Consider the following 24,655-nt stretch of genomic DNA (forward strand, 5'->3'; position numbering starts at 1 on the left):
TCACGGAACGATGGGGACGGTGCTCACGCCCTCGAACTCCGCGGTGCCGCCCCGGACGATGCCGTTCGCCTGACACCAGCCGCCCGGCACCTCCAGCACGAACTGGCTGGGGATTCCCACCGAGCGGTTCGTCAGCGTGCGCGGCTCCGCGTTCTCGATGATGCCGACGATGCGGTGGTCGGACGTGATGAAGAGCATGTCCAGCGGGATGAGCGTGTTGCGCATCCAGAAGCCGCGCACCTCCTCCTCCGGGAAGAGGAAGAGCATGCCCTGTCCGGCAGGCAGCGCCTTGCGCCACATGAGGCCGCGCGTGCGCGCCTCCCCCGTGGCGGCCACCTCCACCTCCACGCGGTGCACGCCCCCGTAGGCATCCTTCAGCCGCACGTGCGCGCGCGGCAGGGTTGGCATCACGAAATCCTCCGCCGCCACGTCCTTGGAACGCTCCCGCGCCGGAACGGGCGCGGGCTTGGGGGGCGCGGCGGGCGCTTCCTGGCACGCGCCGCCCGCGAAGGCCAGCGCCGCCAGCACGAACGAGAGGCGCGCCTTCATGGGTGCTGGGGGTGCAGGGGCTTGTTGAGCAGCTTCTCGGTCAGCTCGGAGCCCAGGCTGTCGGACATGAGCCGCTCCACCAGCGTCTCGAAGTCCACACGCTGCGACTCGCTGCTGTAGATGAAGCGGATGCCCATGCCGGGCTCCTCCGCGTCGGCCTTGGACCACACCACTTCGCCCAGCAGCTCGAAGGGCGCCTCGCGGTGGGGCACCGTCAGCTTGAAGAGGAAGCGCGTGCCAATGGGCAGGGGCTTCTTCGTCTTGATGAACGTGCCGCCCTTGCTGATGTTCTTCGTGTAGTCAGCGAAGAACGAATTGAGCTTCTTGTAGTCGACCTTCAGCTCGATGGGCGCACGACCATGGGTGCGCAGTTCGGATCCGCTCTTCTGTTCGGACATGCGGCCGGGGAGTATAGGGGACGCCATGCGGCAAGTCCTCTCCCGTGCCCGCGCCTTGTTGGGCCGTCCGGCCGTCCTGGCCACCGTGCTGCTGCTTGGCGGCGGTGGGGCGGGCCTCGTCCTGCTTCCGCTTTTCGGGGTTCCCGGCTTCGAGCTGGGGCTCGCCCTGGCCATCGCCGTCGGCCTGCTCGGGGGAGGGACGGGCATCGCCGCCGCCGCCCAGGAGCGGCGCATCCTCACCGGCGCCCTGCCCCGGCCCGCCGGGGTGGAAGCCTCCGCCCTGCCCGGAACCGCCGTGGGGCGCGCCCTGGGCGCCAGCGCCGTCCTGAACCTGGGGGTGCTGGTCCCCCCCTTCGTCTGCGCCCTGCTCTTCGCCCGGCTGCGCACCGCGTGCGACCCGTTCGAGCTGGCGGGATTCTACCCCCTGCTCACCGTGCCCAGCGCCCTGCTGGCCTCCGCGGCCGGCGTGTTCCTGGGCTTCGCGACGGCCCGCCCCCGGAGCGCGGCCGGCCTGTACGCGCTGCTCGTCCTCGCGTCGCTGGGCGTCACGGTGTGGCCCATCGTCTTCGGCCCCCAGGTGTTCGCCTTCAACCTCTTCCTGGGTCACCTGCCCGGCCCGCTGTACGACGAGGCCCTCCAGATGACGGCCGCGCTGGGCTGGTTCCGGCTGGAGACACTTCTGTGGGTGGGCGTCTTCGGCGGGCTCTCCATGGCGTTCGTCGACGTGCGCACCGGTCGCCTGGCGCTGAAGGGCGCGCGGCTCGCGAGCCTGCTGGGCTGGGTCCTGCCCTGCGCCCTGGGCATCGCGTTCCTGGAGGCCCGGGCACCCCAGCTGGGGCTGCGCATGACGGACGCGTACCTGGCGGAGCAGCTGGGCGGCGTGCGGGAGACAGAGCACTTCGTCCTGCACTACCCCCGGGGCAAGGCCCGCGAGGACGTGGACCGGATGGCCCGCGACCTGGAGTTCCGCTACGCGCAGACGGAGCACTTCCTGGGCGTCGCGCCCACGGAGCGCGTGCGCGTGTGGCTCTACCGCTCCGAGGAAGAGAAGCAGCGGCTGGTGGGCGCGGGCCGCACCCAGTTCGCCAAGCCGTGGCGCACGGAGCTGCACATCCAGGACAAGCCCTTCCCCCACACGACGCTGCACCACGAGCTGGCGCACGTCATGGCGGGCCCCGCGGGTTCGGGCTTCTTCCGCGTCACCACCCGGCTGGGCGCCTGGCCCCTGATGGGCGTGATTGAAGGGCTCGCGGTGGCCGCGGACGACCCCGTGCAGGGGGAGCTCACGCTGCACCAGTGGGCCGCGGGCATGCGCCGCCAGGGGCTGGCCCCGGACATGCGCGACCTCATGGGCCCCAAGGGCTTCTACCAGTCCGCCCCGGCGCGGGCGTACACCGTGGCGGGCTCGTTCCTGCGCTATCTGGCGGACACCTACGGCGCGGACAAGCTGCGCGCCGTCTACGCGCACGCGGACTTCGACGCGGCCTACGGCCGGCCCCTGGACGAGCTCGTCACCGAATGGGAGCGCACCCTGGACGCGCTGCCCCTGGACGCCTCGACGCTCGCACGCGCGTTCGCCCGCTTCCGCACGGGCAGCCTCTTCTCCCGCGCCTGCGCCCGCGAGGTGGCGCGCCTGTCGGACTCCGCCCGCGACGCGCTCGCCAGCGATCCCCAGGACGCGCTCCAGCGCTACCAGCGCGCCGCGGCGCTCCAGCCGGAGGAGCCGTCCTTCCAGTTGGGGCAGGCCGTGGCGCTGGACGCCCTGGAGCGCACCGCCGACGCGGCCCGGGTGCTGGCCTCGCTCGCGAACCAGGTGAAGGACCGGCCCGCGCTCGCCGCGGAGGTGGCCGTGGCCCGCGCCGACGTGGCCCTCCACCTTCAGGACCTGGAGGGTTCGCGCGCGTTCCTCAACGCCGCGCTGGCGCTGGACCCGGGACCGGAGGTGACGCGCACCGCGCAGGTGAAGCTGGCCGCGCTGGAGACGCCCTCGCGCCGGGCCCCCATCGAGGCCTACTTCCGCGCCCCCCATGAAGAGCTGCGCCTGCTGCTGCTGGACCGGGCCCTGCTCGCCGCGCCGCAGGACCCCTGGCTGCACTACCTGCTGGGGCGGCGCCTGCACCAGGTGGGTGCGCCGGCACTCGCGACCGAGCAACTTCAACGCGCCCTGGCGGACACCGCGCTCCCGGAGGCCATCCGCCGCGAGGCGACACGGCTGAAGATTGAAGCCGCCTACCTCGCGGGCGACTGCGGCGCCGTGCGCCATGAAGTGGGGGCGCTGCCGGACTACGGTGCCGCCTTCCGCGCCTCCGCCACCGAGTGGCGGGACCGATGTGACTTCGAGCAGACGACGTTTCGCGGGCCCCTGGTGCCGCGACAGGCTTTCCGCTAGACGCGGGCCCCGCGGACGACTCACGCATTGACGAAAAGGTGGATGGCGCATGCATTTCGAGAAGCGGCAACGGATTGAGGGCACGGTGGATGAGGTGGAGCGCGCGCTCCTCGACGAGCGCTACTTCCCGTACCTCCTCCAGCACCACGGCGTGCTCCTGGAGCTGCAGCCCCTGGAGGTGCGCGTCGACGGCGACCGCGTGCACCGCCGCGTGCGCTACCGTCCGAAGCCCGTCATCTCCTCCGTCGGCCCCAAGAAGGTGTCTCCGGAGTGGTTCGCCTTCATCGAGACGTCCACCTACGACAAGCGCAAGAAGGAGTTGTCGTTCACCAACACGCCCACGTCCCAGACCATCGCCAAGATGCTGGTGAACACGGGCGTGCTGCGGCTGCGCGACCTGGGCAACGGACAGACGGAGCGCACCATGGACGGCGAGCTGTCCCTCAAGGTGCCCTTCCTGCTCAAGCCCGTGGCGATGATCGCCGAGCCGCTCATCAAGACGGAGGGCCTGAAGATCCTCGACAACGAGCTGCCCGTCCTCAATCGCTTCATCGCTGAAGTCATCCGCGCCAAATAGTCAAAGCGCACGGTGCGGGCGGGGCCTGGGAATGGGTTGACACAAATGCGGTTGAACCCATAAGGCCCCGCCATGAACAAACGCTTCCTCGCCCTCTGCGCCGTCTTCCTCCTGGCCGCGTGCGCTCCGAAGCGCATCCCCGGCACCGAGCTGGAGGACACCGACGACACCCGCGCCATCCTCGCCGTGATGGAGCGCTACCGCACCGCCCTGGAGGCCCGCGACGTCAAGGCCATCCAGGCCCTGGTGTCCCCGAAGTTCCGCGAGGACGGCGGCACCGAGGACACCTCGGACGACCTCACCGCGGAGAACCTGGGCCCCCACCTCCAGGCGCTCTTCCAGAAGCTGCAGAGCCCCAAGGTGGACTTCAACATCCGCAAGGTGGAGGTCCACGAGAAGGAGAACGTGGCCCGCGCCATCTACTACTGGAACGCGTCCTGGCGCATGCCCGGCCTCACGCCCCGGCCCCAGCAGGACTCGGAGCTGGAGCAGATGGTGTTCCAGAAGATCGACGGCGAGTGGAAGATCCTCTCCGGCATCTAGCCGCTCCGCCTCACACGCCGACGAGCGCCCTGAATCCGTCCGGCCCCATCTCGCCCAGGGCCCGCGCCCGGGCGAGGTAGGTGCGGAAGTCCTTGGGCGCGAGCTTGTCCGCGCCCAGCGGGGACAGGTGGTAGTCCCGGATGCGGCTCGTGGTGAAGCGCACCGCGCCGTAGAGCGCATGGCCATACAGGGCCTGCTTCTCCACGTCCGCCAGCGGCCGGGCGTCCTGATAGCCGCGCAGGAGCGCCTGGCACAGCGCCGGCTGGTACGTCCCCTCGAAGCACCACGCGTTGAGGGTGATGGCCACGTCCAGCGCGTACGCGTCCACGCACGCCATCTCGAAGTCGAAGAAGGCGCCCACCCGGTCGCCCAGCCACTTCACGTTGTCCAGGAAGAGGTCCGCGTGGATGACGCCCCGGGGCTCCAGCCCACGGTGCTCCGCCTCCGCGCGGGACAGGGCCCCCGCCAGTTCCTGCGCCACCGCCACCAGCTCCGGCTCCGGCCGCCGCGTCAGGCCATCGAGCCACCCCTTCACCACCTCCGGGCCGTAGGGGTTCGGCCGCGCGCCACCAAAGGCCAGCGTCACGCGGTGCAGCTTGCCCAGCTCCGCGCCCAGGCGCTCCAGCGCGTCCAGCGTGAGGCGGTCGCGGGTGAGCTCCTCGCCCGCCAGCCACTTGAAGACGCTGATCCTCCCGCCGTGCAGCGCCAGGAAGGGCTCGGGCCCCGGCGGGACGAGCAGCACCGGCGCGGGGAAGTGGGCGCGCGACAGGTGCTCCAGCAGGGACGCCTCGAAGCGCAGGTCATCCTCCGAGCGCACTGTCGTGTGGCGCACGAAGACGCGGCCCGCGTCCGTCTCCATCCGGTGGTTGGTGTTGATGGAGCCCTGCGGGATGGGCGTGACGGCGTGCACGGCCCCCAGGCCGTAGGCGTCCGCCACGCGGGTGAAGGCTTCGGGGGGAAGTGTCGTGTAGACCGCCATGGCGTGCCTCCGGGGCGTGCCGCCCCGCGTGCGTGGTGCCCCACCCGTTGACACCCCAGGGGGCCGGACCTATCTGTCCATGCCTGTCCTACTTCGCATCACGGGCTGACAATCTTCAATCTTTGCGCGTGAGGCCACCCCCATGGAAACGTCGGGCCACGGTGACTGGAAGCGTCGCGAGGGGTTGGGCAGCGCCCTGCTCCAGATTGGCGTCGTCGCCGTGTTGCTCGCGGCGGCGGTGGCGTGGTTCGTCCACCGGGGGCAGGTGCGGCAGGAAGTGGACGCGCACCTGCGCACGGCGCGCACCGCCGTCGTGAGAGGCAACCCCAGCGACCTCCTCATGGCACAGCAGCAGTTGGAGGCGCTCTTCGCGCTCGAGCCGGATCAACGCGACGCGCGGGCGTTGGCCGCGGACCTCCAGACGGAGCTGTGGCTCACGCACCATCAGCCGGGCGCGGACGCCAGGGCCCGCGAACAGTTGGAGCGCGCCGAGGCCCTGGGCTCCCGCTCCGGCGAACGCTACGGCGCGCGGGCCCTGCAGTTGCTGGGCGCGGGGAAGGACGCCGAGGCGGAGAAGCTCCTGGAGGAGCTCAAGGCCCAGGGCGCCAACAACCCCCGGCTGACGCTGGCCCACGCGTGGTTGTCGCAGCGGCAGGGGCGGCTCTCCGAGGCCCGCCAGGACTTCGCGCGCGCGGCGGAGGCGGCGTGGAGGGACCCGCGCTTCTCCACCGCCTACGGCGAGGCGCTGCTCGACGAGGGGATGTTCCCGCAGGCGGTGGAGGCCTTCGCCCGCGCCACCACCGCGAACCCGGACCACCTGCTGGCGCGGGTGACGTCCGCGCTGGCGCGGCTGTACGCGGGGCGCGCTCCGGACAACGCCCAGGCGACGCTGGACGAGGTGCGCGCCCGCCCCAAGGAGCTGACGCCCGCCATCCAGGCCCGCGTGGAGGTGGCACAGGCGGAGCTGGCGCTGGCGAAGGGAGCCCCCGACGAGGCGCTGTCGCGGGTGGACGCGGCCCTCAAGGCCTGGCCCGACGAGCACTACGCCCTCTTCACCCGGGGCCGCGCGCTGGCGGCGAAGCGCGCTCCGGAGGCCCGTCAGGCCTTCGAGGCCGCCGTGGCGAAGCGGCCCACGGCCCCCCTGTTGACGCTGGAGGGCGCGCGGCTGCTCCAGGCGCAGGGAGACGGCGCGGGCGCGCTGGCGATGCTGGACGCCTACGAGAAGACCTTCCGCGAGGTGAAGGCACGAACGGCGGACGGCAAGGAGATGCCCGCGCTGGACCGCGATGACCGGTACTGGCTCACGCGCGGCGGCGTGATGGAGCTGGCGGGGCGCCAGGACGACGCGCTCGCGGCCTATGACAAGGCGCTCGCGGCGCGCGGCGTGGGTCTGGCCCGGGCGCAGTACGCCAAGGGCGCACTGCTGCTCGCGCGCAAGGACTTCGACGGCGCCCGGGTGCTGCTCACCGCCGTGGCCCCCGACACCGGCGCGGGCAGCATGCCGGAGGCGTACACGGCCCTGGGTGAGCTGCTCTTCGCCCAGGGCGACTTCGCCGCCGGCTGCCAGCAACACTACTTCGCGCTCGTGCGGGCCCGCGCCCAGGGCGCGCCGGTGGAGCAGCTCGCCACGCGCGCCAACGACATCAAGAAGCGCCTGGAGACCTCCGGTCAGCCCGCCATGGCCAAGGCGTGGCTCAACGAAGCGGGGCCGCTCTTCCAGCGGCAGTGAGGCGCGGGAAAAGGTTACTGAAGCGAGGGTTCGCGGTCGGGGTCCATGGTGTGCAGCGGCGCGAAGGCTTCGAAGCGGTCCTTCCGCCCACCCGGATTCCGGGCCCCATCCTGCTTCTGGACAGTTCGGATGAGGTCGCCCAGCTCCACCACGTCCGGGCGGTCCTTCAGCGGGGCGCCAATGGCCTCCCACAGCGACACGAGCGCCTCGTAGCTCAGTGGACGCACCCAGTACGAGCCGCGCAGCTTCTCCGCGAAGGCCGCCGCGACATAGGACAGGCGCGTGGGCGAGGTGGCCTGGCCGTAGTCCGGGCGCAGCTGCGAGGAGGGCAAGGCCTTCTCGATGAGCTGTGACGGGCCGCCCTCGGGTGGCTGGTAGCGGATGCGCAGTGTTCCGAGGATGGGACGGGACGGGTCGCGCAGCTTCACCTCGTAGAGCGCGGTGACGGAGTGGCCATCAACCACTGCGTCCGGACGCACGCTGTCATCCGGCTCCCGTGGCTCGTTGAGCAGCCGGCGCTCGTAGCCCATCAAGCGGTAGCGGGACACCGTCTCGCGGTCGAACTCCACCTGGAGTTTCACGTCGTGGGCCACCTCCTGTGGCGGGCCACGGAGGTTCAGCACGAAGCCGCGGAGGGCCTCATCCAGCCTGTCCACGGAGAAGGAGTTGCCTCCGCCCTCCCGGGCCAGCCGCTTCATCGATTCGTCGTCGGAGTCGGCGCCCATGCCGCCGATGCTCACGGTGGACAGGGTGATTCCCGCCGCCGCGCGCTGCTTCACCCGCGCCCAGAATGCAGCATCCTGGGAGCTGTCGTGGGAGGACAGAGCCCCTCTGCCCGCACAGAGGATGACGCGGTTGTTGCCGTCCTCCACCAGGTGGTTCGCCGCGACCTCGTAGCCCAGGTCGATGCCTGCGAAGGTGTCGGAGTGGTAGCGCGCGCCAAGGCTGTCGATGGCGCTCAGCAGGTCCTGCTTCTGGCGAATGTTGCTGGTGCCGAGCACATGCGGCTCGTCGTGCGTGTAGGACACAATGGAAACGCGGTCTCTCTCATCCAGCTCGTCCACGAGCAGCCGGAGTGCTTGCTTCACCAGTTCCAGCCCGCGCTCATTCCTCGCGCTGGAGCTGTCCACGTCGACGACGAACACCAGGTGACTGGGCTTGCGCGGGGCCCGGTTCACCTTTCGCGCCTTCACGCCGACATGCACCACCTGGTAGCCCTTGCGGGCAGGCGACGGAAAGCCCTCCACCGTCACGTGGAAGGGCGTGTCTGGAGAGGTCTCGGAGTCGTAGTCAAAAGCGTTGACGAACTCCTCCACCCGTACCGCCTGCTCACTCGGTGGCGCTCCACCATTCCCCAGGGCATGTCGCGTCAGCACGTACGAGGCGGTGTCCACGTCCACGGAGAAGGTGGAGAAACGCTCTTCCTTCGTGTCCACCGTGGGGTTCACCCCGTAGCCCTTGAAGTACCCGCCGATGATGGACTCGCGCGCCACGTCCCTGGGGTGCGGCTTCCGAAAGATCGGCGTGGTGTAGAAATTGGCGTAGAAAAGCGAGTGGGGTCTGCCGTCGGGGATGGCGATATCCATGTCCCACGGACGCCTGCAAATCGGAAAGGCGACCCTGTAGCCGCGGGTGTCCGGCAACGGGTGCTTGATGGACTTGCCACCTTTGATGAGCACGTCGTACGTGTCGACCTCGCCCTTGATGGAGCGACCCGCCAGCAGGTCGAAGTCGGACTTCGTACTCTCGGGGGCTGTGTAGCAGGGGTCTTCGTGGTCACCGAGCGCCCAGAGGTCGATGTTCACACCCTGGGACGTGGACCCTATGTCGATGCTCGGCCGTGAACCGGTGACCTCGACTGTCTCAGCGAGGAGGAGGGGGGTCGCGATGAGCTGCGTATTCACCCGAAGGATGCGTCGGACGTTGAGTTGGACTCCCTCCCGCGCAGCCGTCTCATACGCCTGCCTCTTGAAGGTCAGGGTGTAGACGCCCGCGGGAAGCAAGGGGATGCGGTAGCGGCCCATCGTGCCCGTGACGGAGGTCAGGCGGAGGTCCGGCCTCGCGCGTGAGGTCACGGTGACGACCACGTCGGGCAAGGGCTCCTTCGTCACCGCGTCGATGACGGTGCCGAGGATGACGCTCGAGCCCCCGGCCTCCGCGCCGGACTGCGCCAGCACGGGCGAGGTGAACACCACCAGGAGCGCGACCAGGAGACCTGGAAGGTGGACCTTCATCGTGGGCTGCCTCCAAGCAGCAGGGAGCGCCATGATCCCCACGTGCCCTCCATCCAGCCGCATGGAACGCCCAGCGTCCCATCCATCATGGTTTCATCATGATGGGGACGGGGGCGCCCCAGGAGAGGCGCCGCCCTCCTGCTAGAGCAGGTCGGAAGGGTCCAGCTGGCGCTGCTTCGCCTTCACCACGCGCCACTCCCCGTCGGACTCCTTCTCGAAGAGGCCCTCGATGGAATAGGCGTTGAGGACGCTGTCGCGCGCCAGGTCCTCCAGCTTGTCGGCCTGCGAGCGGCCGAAGATGAAGCGCGCCTGGAACTCGCCCTGCGTGGGCGACAGCTCCTGCACGTCGATGTCGGTGGTGAAGATGCGGACCCACTGACCGCGCAGCACCTGCGCGGCCATGATGCGGTGCACGTCCTGCTTGCTCCAGCCCTCAGGGCTCTTGAAGCGGTCGGACACGCCCTCCATCACCTCGCCGACGTCCTTCTCCTCCGCCGCGCGCGTCATCGCGATGATGCGCCGGGTGACGGCCTCCTTCACGCCGGGCTCCTCCCGCGGCCAGAAGTAGAGCACCAGCGCCGCGGCGACCACCGCCGCCATGCCACTCACCACCCGCGCGCGTGTCAGCACCATCTCAGGCGGCCCCGGTCTCCGGCTCCAGCATCATGTCGTCCGCGTCGATGATCTCCAGCGGACGCAGCGCCTCGCCAATCTGCTTCAGCCGCCGGTCGGACAGCTGCTCCAGGTACGTCCGGATGTTGGGGAAGGCCCGCACCAGCTCCTGGAAGGCGCCTCGCTCCAGCCACGCCGCCGCCGTCTTGCGCGGCACCGACACCGTGGCCGTGGCCCGCAGGCCGGTGAGGAGCGAAATCTCCCCGGCCACGTCGCCCTCGCGCAGCACGCCCAGCGTCACCACGCCGCCCGCCGGGTCCTCCTTCTGAACCACCAGCTCGCCCGCCAGCACGAGGAAGAGGCCCTGCGAGTGCTCGCCCTCCACCAGCACCTTCTCCCCCGCCTGGAGCGCGCGGAAGGTGAAGCGCTGGAAGAACGCGCCCCGCTCCGACTCCGGCAGCTGCTGGAACAGGGGGGAGTTCGCCATCAGGTTGCGCATCATGCGCTGCTGCGCGAAGTCCGCCAGCAGCTGCGGCACCGCCGGGTGGCTCTTCGCCACCGCGTTGAGGTGCTCGCGGCGGATCTCGAAGACCTCGGAGTCCGACACCGCCGTCACCGTCGCGGTGGGCGGCGCGCCGGTCAGCAGCGCCAGCTCCCCGAAGATGGAGCCGCCGCCCAGGAAGCCCAGGGTGCGGTCCTCGCCGTCCGTCCTGCGCGTCACCTCCGCCTTGCCGGCGACGAGCACGTGCAGGTGGTCGTCCGGCTCGCCCTCGCGGCTGATGATCTGCTCCGGCTTGATGGTGCGCCACACCATGCGCCCCACCAGGTCCAGGAAGGCGTCCCGGTCCAGGTCCGCGAACAGCGGCAGCGGCGGACGGCTCTGCGGATCCGCGGTGCCGCCGGTGTCCGGCGCGGCCAGCACTTCGATGGCGCGGTTGGACAGCTCCTCGCCGACCAGGCCCATCAGGTCCGTGTCCACCTTGCCGTCATAGAGGTGCTCCGGCGGCAGCGGCGGCGGCACCGCGGCACGGCCCGGCGCGCTGCGGGCCGCGCGAGAGTGCACGCGGAAGAGCGTCTCCTTCAAGCGCCGCTCGTTCGGCGACAGCTCCAGGGCCAGCTTGCACGCGGCCATGGCGCTCAGGAGGTAGTCGCGGCGCAGCAGCCCCTCCGCGCACGCGTGGTACGCGGTGACGGCGCGCTCGCGCTCCCCCAGCTCCGCCAGACACCGGGACGCCAGCATGCGCGAGCGGTGATCCGCGGGCACGCGGCGGACGGCCTCCGCGAAGACGGCGAGGGCGCGCTCGAACTGGCGCTCCTCGAACAGGTCCATGCCCAGCTCCCGCAACGACGACTCGTTCATCCGGTGTCTCCAGACCGCGCACGACGACAGGTGTATCCAGCAATGGAGGCCCCCCTGCCCCGCCCGCGGCGGCGGCCTCCGGCACGCGCTACGAACCCCCGGCCTTCTGCAGATCGCTCAGCGCCATCTCCGCCTTGCGCTTCACGTCCGAGCCCTCCGCCGACGCCTCGATGACGATCTTGAACGTCTCCGTCGCCATGGCGGGGTCACGGTCACGCGCGATGTAGGCCGACAGGTACAGCTCCTCCACCTTCTTCTGGAGGTCGTCCAGGCCGTCCCGGGCGCGCGAGTCGCCGGGGTTGAGGCGCAGGGCCTCGCGGAAGCTGCGGCCCGCCAACGGGAACTCCTTGCGCTTGAAGGCCGCCTGCCCCGCCGCCACCGACGCGGACGCCAGCTCGTTGTCGAGCGTGTCCCCCAGCGAGCCCGCGAAGCCGATCTGCCGGTACACGTCCGCCGCGCGGCGCAGCGGCTTCACGGACGCCTCCAGCGAGTTGCTCTCGTACTTCTTCTGGCCTTCCTCGAAGGCGGAGCGGAACTGCGGGATGAGCTTCTTGAGGTTGCGCGCCCGGGCCTGGATGTCCGCCTCCGAGCGGAACTTGTCCATCACCCGGTCCACCTCCAGCGTCGCGCGCTGGAAGTCCCCGCCGTTGAAGCGCCGCTCCACGTCCTGGAAGGCCTCGGCCACGAACTCCGCGCGGCGCTGCTTGGCGTTCTCCGCCGCCGCCGCCTGCCGGATGCCCGCCTGCCGCTGCGCCTGCTGCGCCTCCTTCATGAGCAGGTTCTCCAGGTCCGTCAGCTTCTGCTCGTAGATGGGCCGGGTGCCCGGGGGCAGCTCCGCGATGAGCGTCCGGGCGTCGTCCGGACGGCGCTCCGCCAGCGCCGTCTCCACGAGCTTCAGCGAGTACGCCTGCTCCTGGGTGTCCAGATCCTCCTCGAGCTTCTTGCGCGCATCATCCGTGCGCGCGGTGCCCTGCGGCGTGGCGGTCAGCTTCGCGCGCGCGTCCGGGAAGCGGTTCTCCGCCATCAGTCCACGGACCGCCTGGAAGGAGTCCAGGATGTCCTGAAGCTGCTGCGCGGCCTTGGCCACGCCGTCCACGTCGATGCCCACGCGCAGCTTCTCCGCCTCCTGGGCGAAGCGCACCGCGTCCGGGTAGTCACCATCGCGCACCTTGTCGCGCGCGCGCTGCATCAGCTCCTGGGCCCGCTGCAGGTTCGGATCCACCGGCGGCTTGGGCGGCGGCCCGCCTCCGCGCGACATGGCCATGCCCGCGAGGATCAGCACCAGCACCAGGCCGCCCGCGGCCAGGCCCACCTTCGCCTTGAAGTCGAGCCGGAAGCCCTCGCGCGCCGACGAGCGCACCGGGCGCGGACGGGGCACGCCCGCCTTGCGCGCCTTCTCGTCGCGCATCAGGTCCGCGATCTTGTAGTTCGCGTTGGTCTTTTCATCCAGGCGCGGGTCCTTCTTCTCCTCCTTCTTTTCTTCCTTCTTCTCCTCCGACTCGCCGGACTCCGCCTTGGCGCGCATCTCCTTGATGAGCTCGCCCTCGTCCACGAAGCGCAGACGCGTCTTGCCCACGGAGATCTCATCCCCGTGCTTCAGGATGCACTCGTCGACCTTCTGGTCGTTCACCTGGGTGCCGGAGATGCCGCCCAGGTCGCGCATCACCACGCCCTGCGCGCCGTACACGAGCTCCAGGTGCCGCCGGGACACCGTCTGGTCGCCCAGCGCGAAGTCGCAGTCCTTGCTGCGCCCCAGCACCATGCGCACGCCCTTGAAGCGCTTCTTGCGCCCCTTGTCGGGCCCGTCCAGCACCAGCACCAGCACCGGGGGACCGGCGCGCGTCGTCTCGGAGTTGTCCTCCTCCTCCGCCGGCTCCTCCACCTCCGGGCGGATGTCCCCGACAGAGGCCACCCGCGTCTCGCCCGTGCGCGAGCGCACCGGCTCCGCCTCGCCGTACAGCTCCGGATCGCCCCCGTCCTGTCCCTCGTCCTCGCCGGACAACGGCGCGGACCAGTCTTCGTCCGGGACGGCGGACACACGGCGGGAGTTTCCCCCGGCGGCGGGTTTGGGTCGGCGGTCCGCCGTCGCGCCCCCGGCCGAACGGCCGGTGCCCGAACGCGATGACGGTGATTGACGGCGAGGAGGCATGGGTGGGTCCAGGTTGAAGCGGCCCACATCTTAGAGCGCCCACCTCACGGTGGGAATGCGCTCCGACCGTTCCTTTCAGGGAAGACCGGCCCTCCCTGGACCGTTGCCCCGCACACCATCCCGTCTCCGATGTAGGTTTCCTCCATTCCCATTTCCTCAAGCGCCACGAGCCACCCCATGCCCCGAGCCCCCGCCGCCCCCCGGCGCGCCCGCCCCGCCCAGCTCGCCCCCCTGGCCGCACGGCAGGCCCTCCCCGCCCCGCTCCTGCCCCCCGGTCTGCTCGAACGTCTGCTGGCGGAAGCCATGGGCCGAGGCGCGGACTTCGCGGAAATCTACGTGGAGCGCACGTCCACCACGGCCGTGGTCCTGGAGGAGTCGCGCATCAAGAGCGCCCAGGTGGGGCTGGTGCAGGGCGTGGGCGTGCGGGTCATCGCCGGGGCCAAGGTGGGCTACGCCTACTCCGACGACTGGGACGAGGCGGCGCTCGTCCGGGCCGCGCGCACCGCGGCGATGATCGCCCAGGGGGGCGGCTCCGAGCGCGCCTTCCCCGTCAAGCGCGTGCCAGTGCCCAGCCACTACCGGGTGGCCCAGCCGCTGGAGGACGTGGCCGTGGCGCGCAAGACGGCGCTGCTCACCCGCGCGGACGCCGCCGCCCGAGCCTTCGACGCGCGCATCCAGCAGGTGAACGCCTCCTACGTGGATCAGACCCGGCGCATCGCGGTGGCCAACACCACCGGCCGCTTCAGCGAGGACACCCAGGACCAGTCCCGCCTGAGCGTGCAGGTGGTGGCGCTGGGCCGCAAGGGCGAGCGGCGGACGGGCATGTACGGCAGCGGTGGCCGGGTGTCCTTCAGCTACTGGGACGGCGTGACGCCGGAGTCCGTGGCGGAGGAGGCCGCGCGACAGGCCATCGCCACGCTGGGCGCGGTGGACTGCGTGGCGGGGCCGCAGACGGTGGTGCTGGCGCCGGGCTGGAGCGGGATCCTCCTGCACGAGGCGGTGGGCCACGGCCTGGAGGCGGACTTCATCCGCAAGGGCACGTCGCTCTTCGCGGGAAAGCTGGGGGAGAAGGTGGCCTCCGACCTGGTGACGGTCATCGACGACGGCACGGTGTCCAGCGCCCGAGGCTCCATCAACATCGACGACGAGGGCGTGCCGGGCGAGCGCAAGGTCCTCATCGAGAACGGCGTCCTCAAGGGCTACCTTTATGATCAGCTCAACGCGAAGCTGATGAACCAGCGCTCCACGGGCAGCGGGAGGCGCGAGTCGTTCAAGAGCCTGCCCCTGCCGCGCATGACGAACACCTTCCTGGCGCCCGGGGACCACGCGCCGGAGGACATCCTCAGGGAGGTGAAGCGCGGGCTGTACTGCGCCACCTTCGGCGGGGGTCAGGTGGACATCAGCAACGGCAACTTCGTCTTCGAGGTCAGCGAGGCCTACCAGATTGAAGACGGGAAGCTGGGCCGCCCGGTGAAGAACGCCATCCTCATCGGCGTGGGGCCGGAGGCGCTGAAGAACATCAGCCGCGTGGGCTGCGACCCGCTGCCGGACCCCGGCATGGGCATCTGCGTGAAGGACGGGCAGATGCTGCCCGTGGGGGTGGGCCTGCCCACCGTGCGCATCGACAACGTCACCGTGGGCGGAACCCAGGTCGGCTGAGGACACCGTGAACTACGAACAGCTCGCGAAGAAGATCGTCCAGCGCGCCGTGAAGCGGGGCGCGAAGCAGGCGGAGGCGTACCTGGAGGTGGGCCGCCAGAGCAGCGTGCGCGTCCGCGAGGGCCAGATTGAAGACCTCACGGAGGCCACCAGCAAGGGCGTGGGCGTGCGGGTCATCGTGAAGGACCGGCTGGGCTTCGCGTACACCTCCGACTTCACGCCCGCGGGGCTGGAGCGCGTGGTGGACCTGGCCGTGCAACTGGCGGAGGCCGCCGCGCCCAGCAAGCTCAACGGCCTGCCCTCCGCGAAGGACCTGGGCAAGCGGGGCGACCCCGGCGCCCTCTTCGACCCGAAGGTGGCCCAGCTGCCCGGCGACTGGAAGATCCACGCCGCGCTGGAGGCGGAGCGCGCGGGCCGCGCACAGGACGCGCGCATCGTCACCTTCGACTCCGTGGCCGCGGGCGACTTCGTGTCGGAGGTGTACCTGGCCTCCAGCGAAGGGGCCTCGGGCGGCTACTCCGGCACCTACGTGTACCTGGTCGCCGTGCCGGTGGCGTCCCAGGAGGGGCAGCTCCAGACGGGCTACTGGCTGGACTACAAGCGCTTCTTCGACGACCTGGAGTCGCCCGAGTCCATTGGCCGGGAGGCGGCGAAGCGCGCCGCGCGCATGCTGGGCGCGAAGCCCGTGAAGACGCAGCAGGTGCCGGTGGTGTTCGATCCGCTGGTGGCCGCGTCCTTCGTGCAGAACCTGGCCCAGGCCGCGGACGGCAACGCCGTGTACCAGCAGTCCAGCGTGCTCGCGCCCCACGTGGGCCGGAAGCTCGCGGGCCCGCATGTCACGCTGGTGGATGACGGCCTGCTCCGCCGGGGGCTCGCCACCGCGCCCTTCGACGGCGAAGGCGTCCCCACCCGCAGGACGCCCATCCTGGAACAGGGCGTGCTGTCCGGCTTCCTCTATGACGCCTTCACCGCGCGCAAGGCAAAGGCGCGCACCACCGGCAACGCGGCCCGGAGCTACAGCGCGCTGCCCGGGATCGGCAACACCAACCTCTACCTGGAGCCAGGGACCAAGCCACCGGAGGAGCTGATCCGCGAGGTCCCCCGCGGCCTCTACGTCACCGCCCTCCTGGGCCACGGCGCGGATCCGGTGTCCGGCGACATGTCCTGTGGGGCCAACGGCCTCTGGATTGAGAACGGCGAGCTGACGCACCCGGTGCAGGAAGTCACCGTCGCGGGCCACCTCCTCCAGATGTTGAAGGACGTGGACGCGGTGGGCAGCGACCTCCAGTTCCGCGGCGGCAGCGTGGGCGCGCCCACTGTCCGCTTCCGACAGCTCACCGTGTCCGGCGCTTAAGCCCGCCCTCGCCGGTCGCCTACGCTCGCGGACCTCTCCTCCTTGGCACGAGGTCCGCTCCGCATGGCCGCGAAGTCCGCCCGCAAGTCCGCCCCCGCGAAGTCGAAGCCGGCCACGCCGCGCAAGCCGCGCCGCAAGAAGGCCGAACCGAAGTCGCGGGGCCTCACCGCCGGAGAGGTGGCGAGCGAGGCGGTGGCCTTCCCGGACGCGCTCCTCCAGGCGGTGCGCCAGGACGGCGGCGAGGTGCTGGCCGTCTACCGCGACCCGCTGGGCGGCCACCCCGTCGTCTTCGCCGTGCTCCCCATCGACCGGGTGGAGCCCACACCCTACCAGCGCGACCTGTCCGAGCCCCACGTCAAGCGGCTCGCCACCGCGATGGAGCGCCTGGACCGCTTCCTCGACCCTGTCATCGCCGTGCGAGTGCAGGGCCGCTACTGGACACCTAACGGAAACCACCGCCTCAACGCCAGCCGCATGCTGGGCGCGAAGTCCATCGTCGCGCTGCTCCTGCCCGAAGAGGACGTGGCCTATCAAATCCTGGCCCTCAACACGGAGAAGGCCCACAACCTGAAGGAGCGCTCGCTGGAGGTCATCCGCATGGCCCGGGGCCTGGTGGGCGCGGGCCGGCCGGGGAAGGAGTCCGCCTTCGCCCACCTCTTCGAGGAGCCGTCCTTCCTCACCCTCGGCGCCGCCTACGAGAAGCGCCCCCGCTTCTCCGCGGGCGCCTACCACCCCTTCGTCAAGGTCGTGGACGCCTTCCAGGACGTGCCGCTGCCAGAGGCCCTGGCCGTGCGCGACGCCCGCGCGGAGCGGCTCCTGGAGCTGGACGACGCGGTGGTGGCCGTCGTCTCCGCCCTCAAGGAGCGCGGCCTCCAGAGCCCCTACCTCAAGAACTTCGTCGTCGCCCGCGTCAACTTCCTGCGCTTCCGCAAGGACGGCGCGCCTCCCACCTTCGACGCCACGGTGGACCGCATGCTGGCCGGCGCGCGCCGCTTCAACGTGGACAAGGTGCGCCGCGAGGACATCGGCCGCATGGGCGGGGGGCCGCTGGAGCCGGATGAAGAGCAGGCTTGAGGGAATGCGGATTGCAGGGCAAGGGTAACAGAGGCCCTGCACACCCATGACTTCTCCCACGGTCCTGGTCGTCGACGACGACCGCGCCAACCTCGATTCGGTCGCCCGCATCTTCCAGCGGGAAGGCTTCTCCACGCTGTCCGCCGCGCAGGGCACGGAGGCGCTGGAGCTGCTCCGGCGCCCCGAGGTCAGCGTCATGGTCACCGACCTGATGATGCCCGGCATGGACGGCCAGGAGCTGCTCAAGGCCAGCCGCGCCATCCGCCCGGACGTGGAGGTGGTCCTGATGACCGCCTACGGTACGGTGGAGACGGCCGTGGCCGCCATGAAGGATGGCGCCTACGACTTCATCACCAAGCCCCTCAAGCGCCACGCGCTGGTGAAGGCCGTGCAGAAGGCGCTGGAGAAGCAGGCGCTCGTCCAGGAGAACACCTCCCTCAAGGCGAAGCTCGCGGAGATCAACCCCGCGGGCGGGCGCGCCATGGTGGGGCAGTCCCCCGCGTTCCGCGCCATGCTGGACACCATCCGCCAGGCGGCGCCCTCCACCGCCACCGTGCTCTTGCTGGGGGAGTCCGGCACCGGCAAGGAGCTGGCCGCCCGCGCGCTGCATGAGCACTCCGCCCGGGCGAAGCAGTCCTTCGTCGCCGTCAACTGTGGCGCCATCCCGGAGAGCATCCTGGAGGCGGAGCTCTTCGGCGTGGAGCGGGGCGCGTACACGGGCGCCGTCAGCCGGCGCGAGGGCCGCTTCGAGCGCGCCCACGGCGGCACCCTCTTCCTCGACGAGGTGGGCGAGATGCCCCTCTCCGCCCAGGTGAAGCTGCTGCGCGTGCTCCAGGAGGGCGAGCTGGAGCGGCTGGGCGGCACGCAGACGGTGAAGGTGGACGTGCGGCTCGTCGCCGCCACCAACAAGGACCTCCAGAAGGAGGTGGCCGAAGGGCGCTTCCGCGAGGACCTCTACTACCGCCTCCACGTGGTGGAGATCCGCGTGCCCGCGCTCGCCTCGCGCCGCGAGGACATCCCGCTGCTGGCGGACGCGTTCCTGCGCCGCTTCGCCGCGAAGAACGGCAAGGTGCTGCGCGGCTTCTCTCCGGACGCCTTGGGCGTCCTGGAGAACTACGCGTGGCCTGGCAACGTGCGCGAGCTGGAGCACGCCGTGGAGCGCGCGGTGGTGCTGGCCAAGACGGACGTGCTGGAGGCCAGCGACCTGCCGGAGTCCGTGCGCAAGGGGCCCCTGGGCTCGGCCGGCCAGCTCGTCATCCCCATCGGGACGCCCATGGAGGAGATCGAGCGGCGGGTCATCCACGAGACCCTGCGCCACACCAAGGGCGACAAGACGCTCGCCGCCCGCCTGCTGGGCATCGCCGCGCGCACCATCTACCGCAAGCTGGAGCGCGAGCAGCTGGGCCCGGACGCCCCCCCGGTGCCCCCCTCCCCCCCCACCAGCGCGGACTGACAGGCCGTCACACCGGCCCCCGCCCGCTTTTGACAAATTGTCCGGACGCGTTGTCCCGGCCGCGCCCCGGGCCAGACCCGCGTCCTATTCCGAAATAATTCCGCGGACTTGGCCGTAAGTCCTGGGTTTCCCGCCCGCCCAGCGATGGCACCTGCCTTGCTCAAGGTCCGATGTGGGGCTGGCTTTCTCCCGGAAGCGTGATGGAACTCTTCTTTCGCAAGTACTTCTGGAGCGTGAACCTGTTGTTCATCCTGCTCGTCGCCTTGCTGGCGGCGCGCACGGTGAACCTGTTCGTCGAATCCTCCATCTCCCCTGCCCCCGCGTCGGAGGCCCCGGCGCGCGTCGCGCAGCGCACCCACGCCGCGGACAGCGGCCTGGCCTCCCTCGACGTGGAGCGGCTGTCGCGCCTCACGGGCGTGAAGCTGCCGGAGCCGGAGGTCGCGGTGAAGGAGCCGACGCCGCCGGAGTTCGACGCCAACGCCCCGCCGGCCAAGAGTGGCCTGCGGGTGAAGCTGCTGGGAACGCTCGTCGCCGCCAACCCGGACTGGTCGTTCGCGTCCATCCAGGACATGACCACGCAGCGCTCGCAGACGTACATGGTCGGCAACAACCTGATGGGCGCCACCATCATGGAGATTGAACGCGAGCGCGTGATCATCAACAACAACGGCCGGCGCGAGTTCATCGACGGGCAGCCCGGCGACGGCGCCGTCGCCGCCTACACCCCTCCGCCCGTCACCGCGCCCACCAACACCGCGCCCAACGGCCTGGGCAACGGCATCAAGTCCACCGGGGAGAACGAGTACGAAGTCCCCAAGGCCGAAATCGACAAGACGTTGAGCAACCTCAACGACGTGGCCATGCAGGCGCGCATCGTGCCCGCCTTCAAGGACGGCCAGGCCGTGGGCTTCAAGCTGTTCTCCATCCGCCCGGACTCCATCTATTCGAAGATTGGCGTCCAGAACGGTGACGTGATCCGCCGCATCAACGGCTTCGACCTGAACAGCCCCGAGAAGGCGTTGGAGGTGTACTCGAAGCTGAAGGACTCCTCCCGCATCGAGATCGAGATCGAGCGCAACGGCGCGCCGATCCGCAAATCCTACAACGTCCGTTAAACACCCCCGCTCCGCGCCCGCTCCTCCATGAAGACGACGCTCCCGTCCTGGATGCTCTGTCTGTGCCTCGCGCTCTCGGTCCCCGCGTGGGCCCAGCGCCGTCCCGCCCTGCCCAGTGCTCCGGCCGCCCAGGGCGACCGGACCATCACCCCGCAGGGCACCGCCGCCGCCCCGCCCCCCAGCACCAGCGCGCCTGAGAACCAGGGCCCGCGCCAGGTGCCTTCCTGCGAGGAGGCCCGGCGCCACGCGCGCTACGGCATCTACTTCGACAAGGTGGACATCGAGAAGCTCGTCCAGACCGTGTCGGACGCCACCTGCCGCACGTTCATCCTCCCGGAGAACGTGCGCGGGAAGATCTCCATCATCGGCCCGGAGAACGGCCGCGTGGAGGTGGACGCGGACTCGTTCTACTCCGCGTTCCTCGCCGCGCTCGACGCCAACGGCCTCGCCGTCTACCCGTACGGCCGCTTCCTGAAGATCGTCGACAAGCGCTCGGCGAAGCAGAACCCCATCCCGACCATCGTGGACGACGAGACGCCGTACACGACGAACGAGCAGATGGTCACCAAGCTGTTCAAGATCAAGTACGTGGAGGTGGAGCCGCTGCGCGGCGTCCTCCAGCAGCTCGTGTCCAAGGACGGCGACACCATCCCGTACCCGCCGGACACCATCATCGTCAACGACGTGGGCTCCAACATCCACCGCCTGGAGCGCCTCATCAACCAGCTGGACAGCCGCTCCTCCAGCGACGAGATGCGCATCATCCAGGTGCAGTACGCCACCGCCCAGGACGTGGCCAACACCATCCAGAAGCTCTTCGAGGCCAAGTCCGGCGCGGGCGGCCGCGCGGGCCAGCGCCCCGGCAACTTCACCCAGGGCATCCCCGGACAGCCCCCTGGCGAGGGCGTGGCCTCCGGCGGCACGGACACCGGCGGCGCCGCGACGCTGTCGCAGATCATCCCGGACGAGCGCACCAACAAGCTCATCGTCGTGGCCAGCCCCGCCGCCTTCGGCCGCATCCAGGACCTGGTGCGTGAAATCGACATCCCGTCCGGCAGCGGCAACAAGATCAACGTCTACCCGCTGGAGAACGCCAACTCGGAGGAGCTGGCCAGCACGCTCCAGTCGCTCGCGCAGGGCACCGCCAACCGCCCCCAGCGCGTCCCCATCCCGAACCAGCCGCAGGGCGTGCCGCGCGGGCCCACCCAGGCCGCGGAGCTGTTCAGCGGCGAGGTGAAGATCTCCGCGGACAAGGGCACCAACTCGCTGGTCATCGTCGCCAGCCAGGCGGACTACAAGAACATCGTCCAGATCATCCAGCAGCTGGATCAGCCGCGCCGCCAGGTGTTCGTGGAGGCGGTCATCATGGAAGTGAACCTGGACCGCAACAGCGAGTTCGGCGTCAACTTCCACCAGGGCTTCAGCCTCAAGACGGACAACGGCCCCATCCCCGGCATCTTCGGCACCAACTACTCCGGCAGCGGCGCGCCCCCGTCCTTCTCGCTGGCGGGCCTGGCCGGCATGGGCGGCTTCCTCGCCGGAATCCAGGGCCCCGTCCTCCCGGGGCTCAAGAGCCTGGGCATCGACATCCCGGCCTTCGGCGTGGTGCTCAACGCGATGCAGGCGTCGTCGGACGTGAACGTGCTCTCCACGCCGCATTTGCTCACCAGCGACAACGAGGAGGCGGAGATCACGGTGGGCCAGAACGTGCCCTTCCAGTCCGGCTTCTCCCCGTCCAGCCTGGGCAGTTCGCTGGGCGGCACCGGCACCGCCGCCGGCGGCCTCACCCCGTCGCTGCTGGGCTCGCTGGGAGGCCTGGGGTCGCTGTACGCGCCCATCACCCGCCAGAACGTGGAGCTGAAGCTCACCGTCAAGCCGCAGATCAACGAGAGCGACTTCATCCGCCTGGTCATCACGGAGCAGACGGAGGAGATCGCCTCGACGGACCCCGTGCTGGGCCCCACCACGTCGAAGCGCAGCGCGAAGACGACCGTCATCGCCAAGGACATGGAGACGGTCGTCATCGGCGGCATCATGCAGGACCGCACCCTGGAGTCCGTCTCCAAGGTGCCGGTGCTGGGTGACATCCCGCTCCTGGGCCACCTGTTCCGCGACACCACGCGCCGCAAGACCAAGACGAACCTGCTGCTGTTCCTGACGCCCTACATCATCCGGAGCCAGGACGACTTCCGGCGCATCTTCGAGCGCAAGATGAAGGAGCGTCAGCAGTTCGTGGAGCAGTTCTACGGCCAGGTGCCCGGCTACGACGTGGCGGTGGACTTCAGCCGCAAGCCCGGCCCGCTGTCGCGCATGAACCAGGCCGTCCTCAAGGAAGAGCAGCGCGTGGAGAACGGCGGCAGCGGCACGTCCAACGACCGCGTCATCCGTCCGGTGGGCAGCCCGTCGCCGGCCGGTGGTCCGCCCGCCTCCTCGTCCCATGCCCAGCCTGGCGGGCAGGCGCCCGCCACGCCGAACGGGGCCGCCCACTCCCCCGAGGGCGGGCAGGCTCCGCGAAATACCGAGGCGCCAGCGGGGGGTTCAGACAGATCAGTGCCCGCGACGCCCGCGACGCAACCCGAGGTGACGGCGCCCACTCCGGACGCCAACCCGGAGAGGCTGCGAATCCAGCCGGGAAACGGGGAGTAAACCCATGGACCTGACCGCCGACCCCACGACCCTCCAAGCCTCCGCCGCGACACCCGACGTGGCCGGCGGCCGCAACGACGCCACCCAGGTCGTCGCCCACGGGCAGGCGTACCTGTGTGGCCGGCCGCTCGGGGAGATCCTCCGCGCGCTCGTGCCGGCCCTCACGCCGGAGAAGATCCAGGAGGCGCTCGCCGCGCAGCAGGAGAAGGGCGGCCGGCTGGGTGAGATCCTGGTGGGCATGAAGGCGGTCAGCGACGAGGACGTGGCGCGCGCCCTGGGCCACCAGCTGGACCTGCCCTACCTCCAGCGCATCTTCACGGAGGAAGTGGACGCGGAGCTGGTCAAGCGCATCCCCATCAACTTCGCGCGCCAGACGCAGCTGCTGCCGCTGTCCGTGGAGGGCGACGAGGTCGTCCTCGCGGTGGCGGATCCGCTGGACACCACCTCCCTGGACCACGCGCGGCTGCTGCTGGGCCAGGGCATCCAGCCCCGCATCGCGATGGCGTCCACGATCGTGGACGCCATCAACAGCGTGTACGACCGCTCCGTCAACGAGGCCGAAGCGCTCGTGGACGAGATGGAGACCACGGAGGACCTGGACTCGCTGGCGCACGAGCTGGAGGAGCCCAAGGACCTGCTCGACGCGGATGACGAAGCCCCGGTCATCCGGCTGGTCAACTCCGTGCTCTTCCGCGCGGCCAAGGAGCGGGCGAGCGACATCCACATCGAACCCATGGAGCGCGAGCTCCTGGTGCGCTTCCGCATCGACGGCGTGCTCCAGGAGGTCATCAAGCCGCCCAAGCGCTACCAGAACTCCATCATCGCGCGCGTCAAGGTGATGGGGCAGCTCAACATCGCGGAGAAGCGCCTGCCGCAGGACGGTCGCATCCGCATCAAGCTCGCGGGCCGCGACATCGACATCCGTCTGTCCACCACGCCCACGTCGTTCGGCGAGCGCATCGTCATGCGTCTGCTCGACAAGACGGCGACGCTGCTGGACCTGGCGGAGATCGGCATGAGCCAGCAGGTGCTGGGCAACATGGAGTCCGTCATCAAGCGCTCGCACGGCATCGTCCTGGTGACGGGCCCCACGGGCTCCGGCAAGACGACCACGCTCTACGGCGCGCTCTCCAAGATCAACACGCCCGACCTCAACATCCTCACCGTCGAGGACCCGGTCGAATACCAGCTCAAGGGCATTGGCCAGATGGCCATCGCCCCGAAGATCGGCCTGACGTTCGCGCAAGGCCTGCGCTCCTTCCTGCGCCAGGATCCGGACGTCATCATGGTCGGTGAGATCCGCGACAAGGAGACGGCGGAGATCGCCATCCAGGCGTCCCTCACGGGCCACCTGGTGCTCTCCACGGTGCACACCAACGACGCGGCCGGCGCCGTCACCCGTCTGGTGGACATGGGCGTGCAGCCCTTCCTGGTGGCGTCGTCACTCACTGGCATCCTCGCCCAGCGCCTCGTGCGCCGGGTGTGCCCGGACTGCCGGCAGGCCTACACGCCCACGGACGCGGACCTGAAGGAGCTCGGCTTCACGGTCAAGAGCTTCAAGGAGCGCTTCAACACCGACCGCATCTACAAGGCGGTGGGCTGCCCGTCTTGCAACCGCAACGGCTACCGAGGCCGCTCCGGCATCTACGAGTTCCTCTTCGTGGACGACGACGTGCGCCAGCTGGTGTTGAAGAACGTGGACGCATCCACCATCAAGAAGTCCGCGCTCGCCAAGGGCATGATCACGCTCCTGGACGACGGCGTGCGGAAGATCGCCCTGGGCGAGACGACCATCGCCGAGGTCCTGAGCATCACGCAGGAGGACATCTAGTCCG

The 24,655-nt window shown here is 70.2% G+C and carries 18 protein-coding genes; 11 read left to right on the forward strand and 7 right to left on the reverse strand.

What is annotated here, in order from left to right:
* Positions 1–549 carry a DUF192 domain-containing protein gene (locus tag GTY96_RS06265; RefSeq protein ID WP_143899188.1) on the reverse strand — a complete coding sequence of 183 codons (549 nt, stop codon included), beginning with the start codon at positions 547–549 and terminating at the stop codon, positions 1–3.
* Positions 546–947 (reverse strand): TIGR02266 family protein, encoded by a 402-nt coding sequence (locus GTY96_RS06270; RefSeq protein WP_043321926.1) that lies wholly within the window; start codon positions 945–947, stop codon positions 546–548. Before GTY96_RS06270 ends, GTY96_RS06265 begins: the two co-directional genes overlap by 4 nt.
* A gap of 25 nt (positions 948–972) precedes the next feature.
* Between GTY96_RS06270 and GTY96_RS06275 the strand changes: the two genes are divergently transcribed.
* The 3 genes from GTY96_RS06275 (at position 973) to GTY96_RS06285 (ending at position 4,456) form a co-directional block, all read left to right on the forward strand.
* Complete coding sequence (locus tag GTY96_RS06275) at positions 973–3,336, forward strand: hypothetical protein (RefSeq protein WP_201755894.1); 2,364 nt, start codon at positions 973–975, stop codon at positions 3,334–3,336.
* A 49-nt stretch (positions 3,337–3,385) separates the two neighbouring features.
* Positions 3,386–3,913 carry an SRPBCC family protein gene (locus tag GTY96_RS06280; RefSeq protein WP_143899190.1) on the forward strand — a complete coding sequence of 176 codons (528 nt, stop codon included), beginning with the start codon at positions 3,386–3,388 and terminating at the stop codon, positions 3,911–3,913.
* A gap of 72 nt (positions 3,914–3,985) precedes the next feature.
* Complete coding sequence (locus GTY96_RS06285; protein WP_143899191.1) at positions 3,986–4,456, forward strand: nuclear transport factor 2 family protein; 471 nt, start codon at positions 3,986–3,988, stop codon at positions 4,454–4,456.
* Between the two features lie 10 nt (positions 4,457–4,466).
* On the opposite strand, the gene GTY96_RS06290 is transcribed toward GTY96_RS06285, so the two are convergent.
* The gene (locus tag GTY96_RS06290) at positions 4,467–5,435 is read right to left on the reverse strand and encodes a homoserine kinase (protein ID WP_143899192.1); all 969 of its coding nucleotides are present in this window, start codon (positions 5,433–5,435) and stop codon (positions 4,467–4,469) included.
* Between the two features lie 142 nt (positions 5,436–5,577).
* On the opposite strand from GTY96_RS06290, the gene GTY96_RS06295 reads away from it, so the two are divergent.
* Positions 5,578–7,164, forward strand: coding sequence for a tetratricopeptide repeat protein (locus tag GTY96_RS06295; protein ID WP_143899193.1), 1,587 nt, complete (start codon positions 5,578–5,580; stop codon positions 7,162–7,164).
* 14 nt (positions 7,165–7,178) lie between these two features.
* Here GTY96_RS06295 and GTY96_RS06300 read toward each other — a convergent pair whose 3' ends face one another.
* From GTY96_RS06300 to GTY96_RS06315, 4 genes are all read right to left on the reverse strand, one after another.
* Entirely contained in the window at positions 7,179–9,398 is a 2,220-nt protein-coding gene (locus tag GTY96_RS06300) for a YfbK domain-containing protein (RefSeq protein ID WP_161664188.1), read from the reverse strand.
* A gap of 141 nt (positions 9,399–9,539) precedes the next feature.
* A complete protein-coding gene (locus GTY96_RS06305) occupies positions 9,540–10,031 on the reverse strand; it encodes a hypothetical protein (RefSeq protein ID WP_143899195.1) in 492 nt (163 codons plus the stop codon).
* 1 nt (position 10,032) lies between these two features.
* Positions 10,033–11,370: a cyclic nucleotide-binding domain-containing protein gene (locus tag GTY96_RS06310; RefSeq protein WP_143899196.1), complete on the reverse strand. Its 1,338-nt coding sequence runs from the start codon at positions 11,368–11,370 to the stop codon at positions 10,033–10,035.
* Between the two features lie 88 nt (positions 11,371–11,458).
* Positions 11,459–13,408: an FHA domain-containing protein gene (locus GTY96_RS06315; RefSeq protein ID WP_255441951.1), complete on the reverse strand. Its 1,950-nt coding sequence runs from the start codon at positions 13,406–13,408 to the stop codon at positions 11,459–11,461.
* Between the two features lie 288 nt (positions 13,409–13,696).
* Between GTY96_RS06315 and GTY96_RS06320 the strand changes: the two genes are divergently transcribed.
* The 7 genes from GTY96_RS06320 (at position 13,697) to gspE (ending at position 24,651) form a co-directional block, all read left to right on the forward strand.
* Positions 13,697–15,178 (forward strand): TldD/PmbA family protein, encoded by a 1,482-nt coding sequence (locus GTY96_RS06320; protein ID WP_161664190.1) that lies wholly within the window; start codon positions 13,697–13,699, stop codon positions 15,176–15,178.
* A 7-nt stretch (positions 15,179–15,185) separates the two neighbouring features.
* Entirely contained in the window at positions 15,186–16,532 is a 1,347-nt protein-coding gene (locus GTY96_RS06325) for a TldD/PmbA family protein (RefSeq protein ID WP_161664191.1), read from the forward strand.
* Positions 16,533–16,595: 63 nt separating this feature from the next.
* Positions 16,596–17,606, forward strand: coding sequence for a ParB/RepB/Spo0J family partition protein (locus GTY96_RS06330; protein ID WP_143899200.1), 1,011 nt, complete (start codon positions 16,596–16,598; stop codon positions 17,604–17,606).
* Positions 17,607–17,652: 46 nt separating this feature from the next.
* Positions 17,653–19,059, forward strand: coding sequence for a sigma-54-dependent transcriptional regulator (locus GTY96_RS06335; protein WP_161664192.1), 1,407 nt, complete (start codon positions 17,653–17,655; stop codon positions 19,057–19,059).
* A 200-nt stretch (positions 19,060–19,259) separates the two neighbouring features.
* A complete protein-coding gene (gspC, locus tag GTY96_RS06340) occupies positions 19,260–20,174 on the forward strand; it encodes a type II secretion system protein GspC (protein WP_186001803.1) in 915 nt (304 codons plus the stop codon).
* A 27-nt stretch (positions 20,175–20,201) separates the two neighbouring features.
* Positions 20,202–22,820, forward strand: coding sequence for a type II secretion system secretin GspD (gene gspD / locus GTY96_RS06345; RefSeq protein WP_143899203.1), 2,619 nt, complete (start codon positions 20,202–20,204; stop codon positions 22,818–22,820).
* A gap of 4 nt (positions 22,821–22,824) precedes the next feature.
* Positions 22,825–24,651, forward strand: a complete 1,827-nt coding sequence (gene gspE / locus GTY96_RS06350) for a type II secretion system ATPase GspE (RefSeq protein ID WP_143899204.1) — start codon at positions 22,825–22,827, stop codon at positions 24,649–24,651.
* The last annotated feature ends 4 nt before the right edge of the window (positions 24,652–24,655 follow it).

This window comes from Corallococcus silvisoli (assembly GCF_009909145.1).
GTDB lineage: Bacteria > Myxococcota > Myxococcia > Myxococcales > Myxococcaceae > Corallococcus > Corallococcus silvisoli.

What these genes read in the sequence shown, in the direction of transcription:
- GTY96_RS06330 (WP_143899200.1), top strand. Translation starts at nt 16,596, where the DNA reads ATGGCCGCGAAGTCCGCCCGCAAGTCCGCCCCCGCGAAGTCGAAGCCG.
- gspC (WP_186001803.1), top strand. Translation starts at nt 19,260, where the DNA reads ATGGAACTCTTCTTTCGCAAGTACTTCTGGAGCGTGAACCTGTTGTTC.
- GTY96_RS06335 (WP_161664192.1), top strand. Translation starts at nt 17,653, where the DNA reads ATGACTTCTCCCACGGTCCTGGTCGTCGACGACGACCGCGCCAACCTC.
- GTY96_RS06265 (WP_143899188.1), bottom strand. Translation starts at nt 549, where the DNA reads ATGAAGGCGCGCCTCTCGTTCGTGCTGGCGGCGCTGGCCTTCGCGGGC.
- GTY96_RS06295 (WP_143899193.1), top strand. Translation starts at nt 5,578, where the DNA reads ATGGAAACGTCGGGCCACGGTGACTGGAAGCGTCGCGAGGGGTTGGGC.
- GTY96_RS06300 (WP_161664188.1), bottom strand. Translation starts at nt 9,398, where the DNA reads ATGAAGGTCCACCTTCCAGGTCTCCTGGTCGCGCTCCTGGTGGTGTTC.
- gspE (WP_143899204.1), top strand. Translation starts at nt 22,825, where the DNA reads ATGGACCTGACCGCCGACCCCACGACCCTCCAAGCCTCCGCCGCGACA.
- GTY96_RS06305 (WP_143899195.1), bottom strand. Translation starts at nt 10,031, where the DNA reads ATGGTGCTGACACGCGCGCGGGTGGTGAGTGGCATGGCGGCGGTGGTC.
- GTY96_RS06270 (WP_043321926.1), bottom strand. Translation starts at nt 947, where the DNA reads ATGTCCGAACAGAAGAGCGGATCCGAACTGCGCACCCATGGTCGTGCG.
- GTY96_RS06280 (WP_143899190.1), top strand. Translation starts at nt 3,386, where the DNA reads ATGCATTTCGAGAAGCGGCAACGGATTGAGGGCACGGTGGATGAGGTG.
- GTY96_RS06275 (WP_201755894.1), top strand. Translation starts at nt 973, where the DNA reads ATGCGGCAAGTCCTCTCCCGTGCCCGCGCCTTGTTGGGCCGTCCGGCC.
- GTY96_RS06290 (WP_143899192.1), bottom strand. Translation starts at nt 5,435, where the DNA reads ATGGCGGTCTACACGACACTTCCCCCCGAAGCCTTCACCCGCGTGGCG.
- gspD (WP_143899203.1), top strand. Translation starts at nt 20,202, where the DNA reads ATGAAGACGACGCTCCCGTCCTGGATGCTCTGTCTGTGCCTCGCGCTC.
- GTY96_RS06285 (WP_143899191.1), top strand. Translation starts at nt 3,986, where the DNA reads ATGAACAAACGCTTCCTCGCCCTCTGCGCCGTCTTCCTCCTGGCCGCG.
- GTY96_RS06320 (WP_161664190.1), top strand. Translation starts at nt 13,697, where the DNA reads ATGCCCCGAGCCCCCGCCGCCCCCCGGCGCGCCCGCCCCGCCCAGCTC.
- GTY96_RS06310 (WP_143899196.1), bottom strand. Translation starts at nt 11,370, where the DNA reads ATGAACGAGTCGTCGTTGCGGGAGCTGGGCATGGACCTGTTCGAGGAG.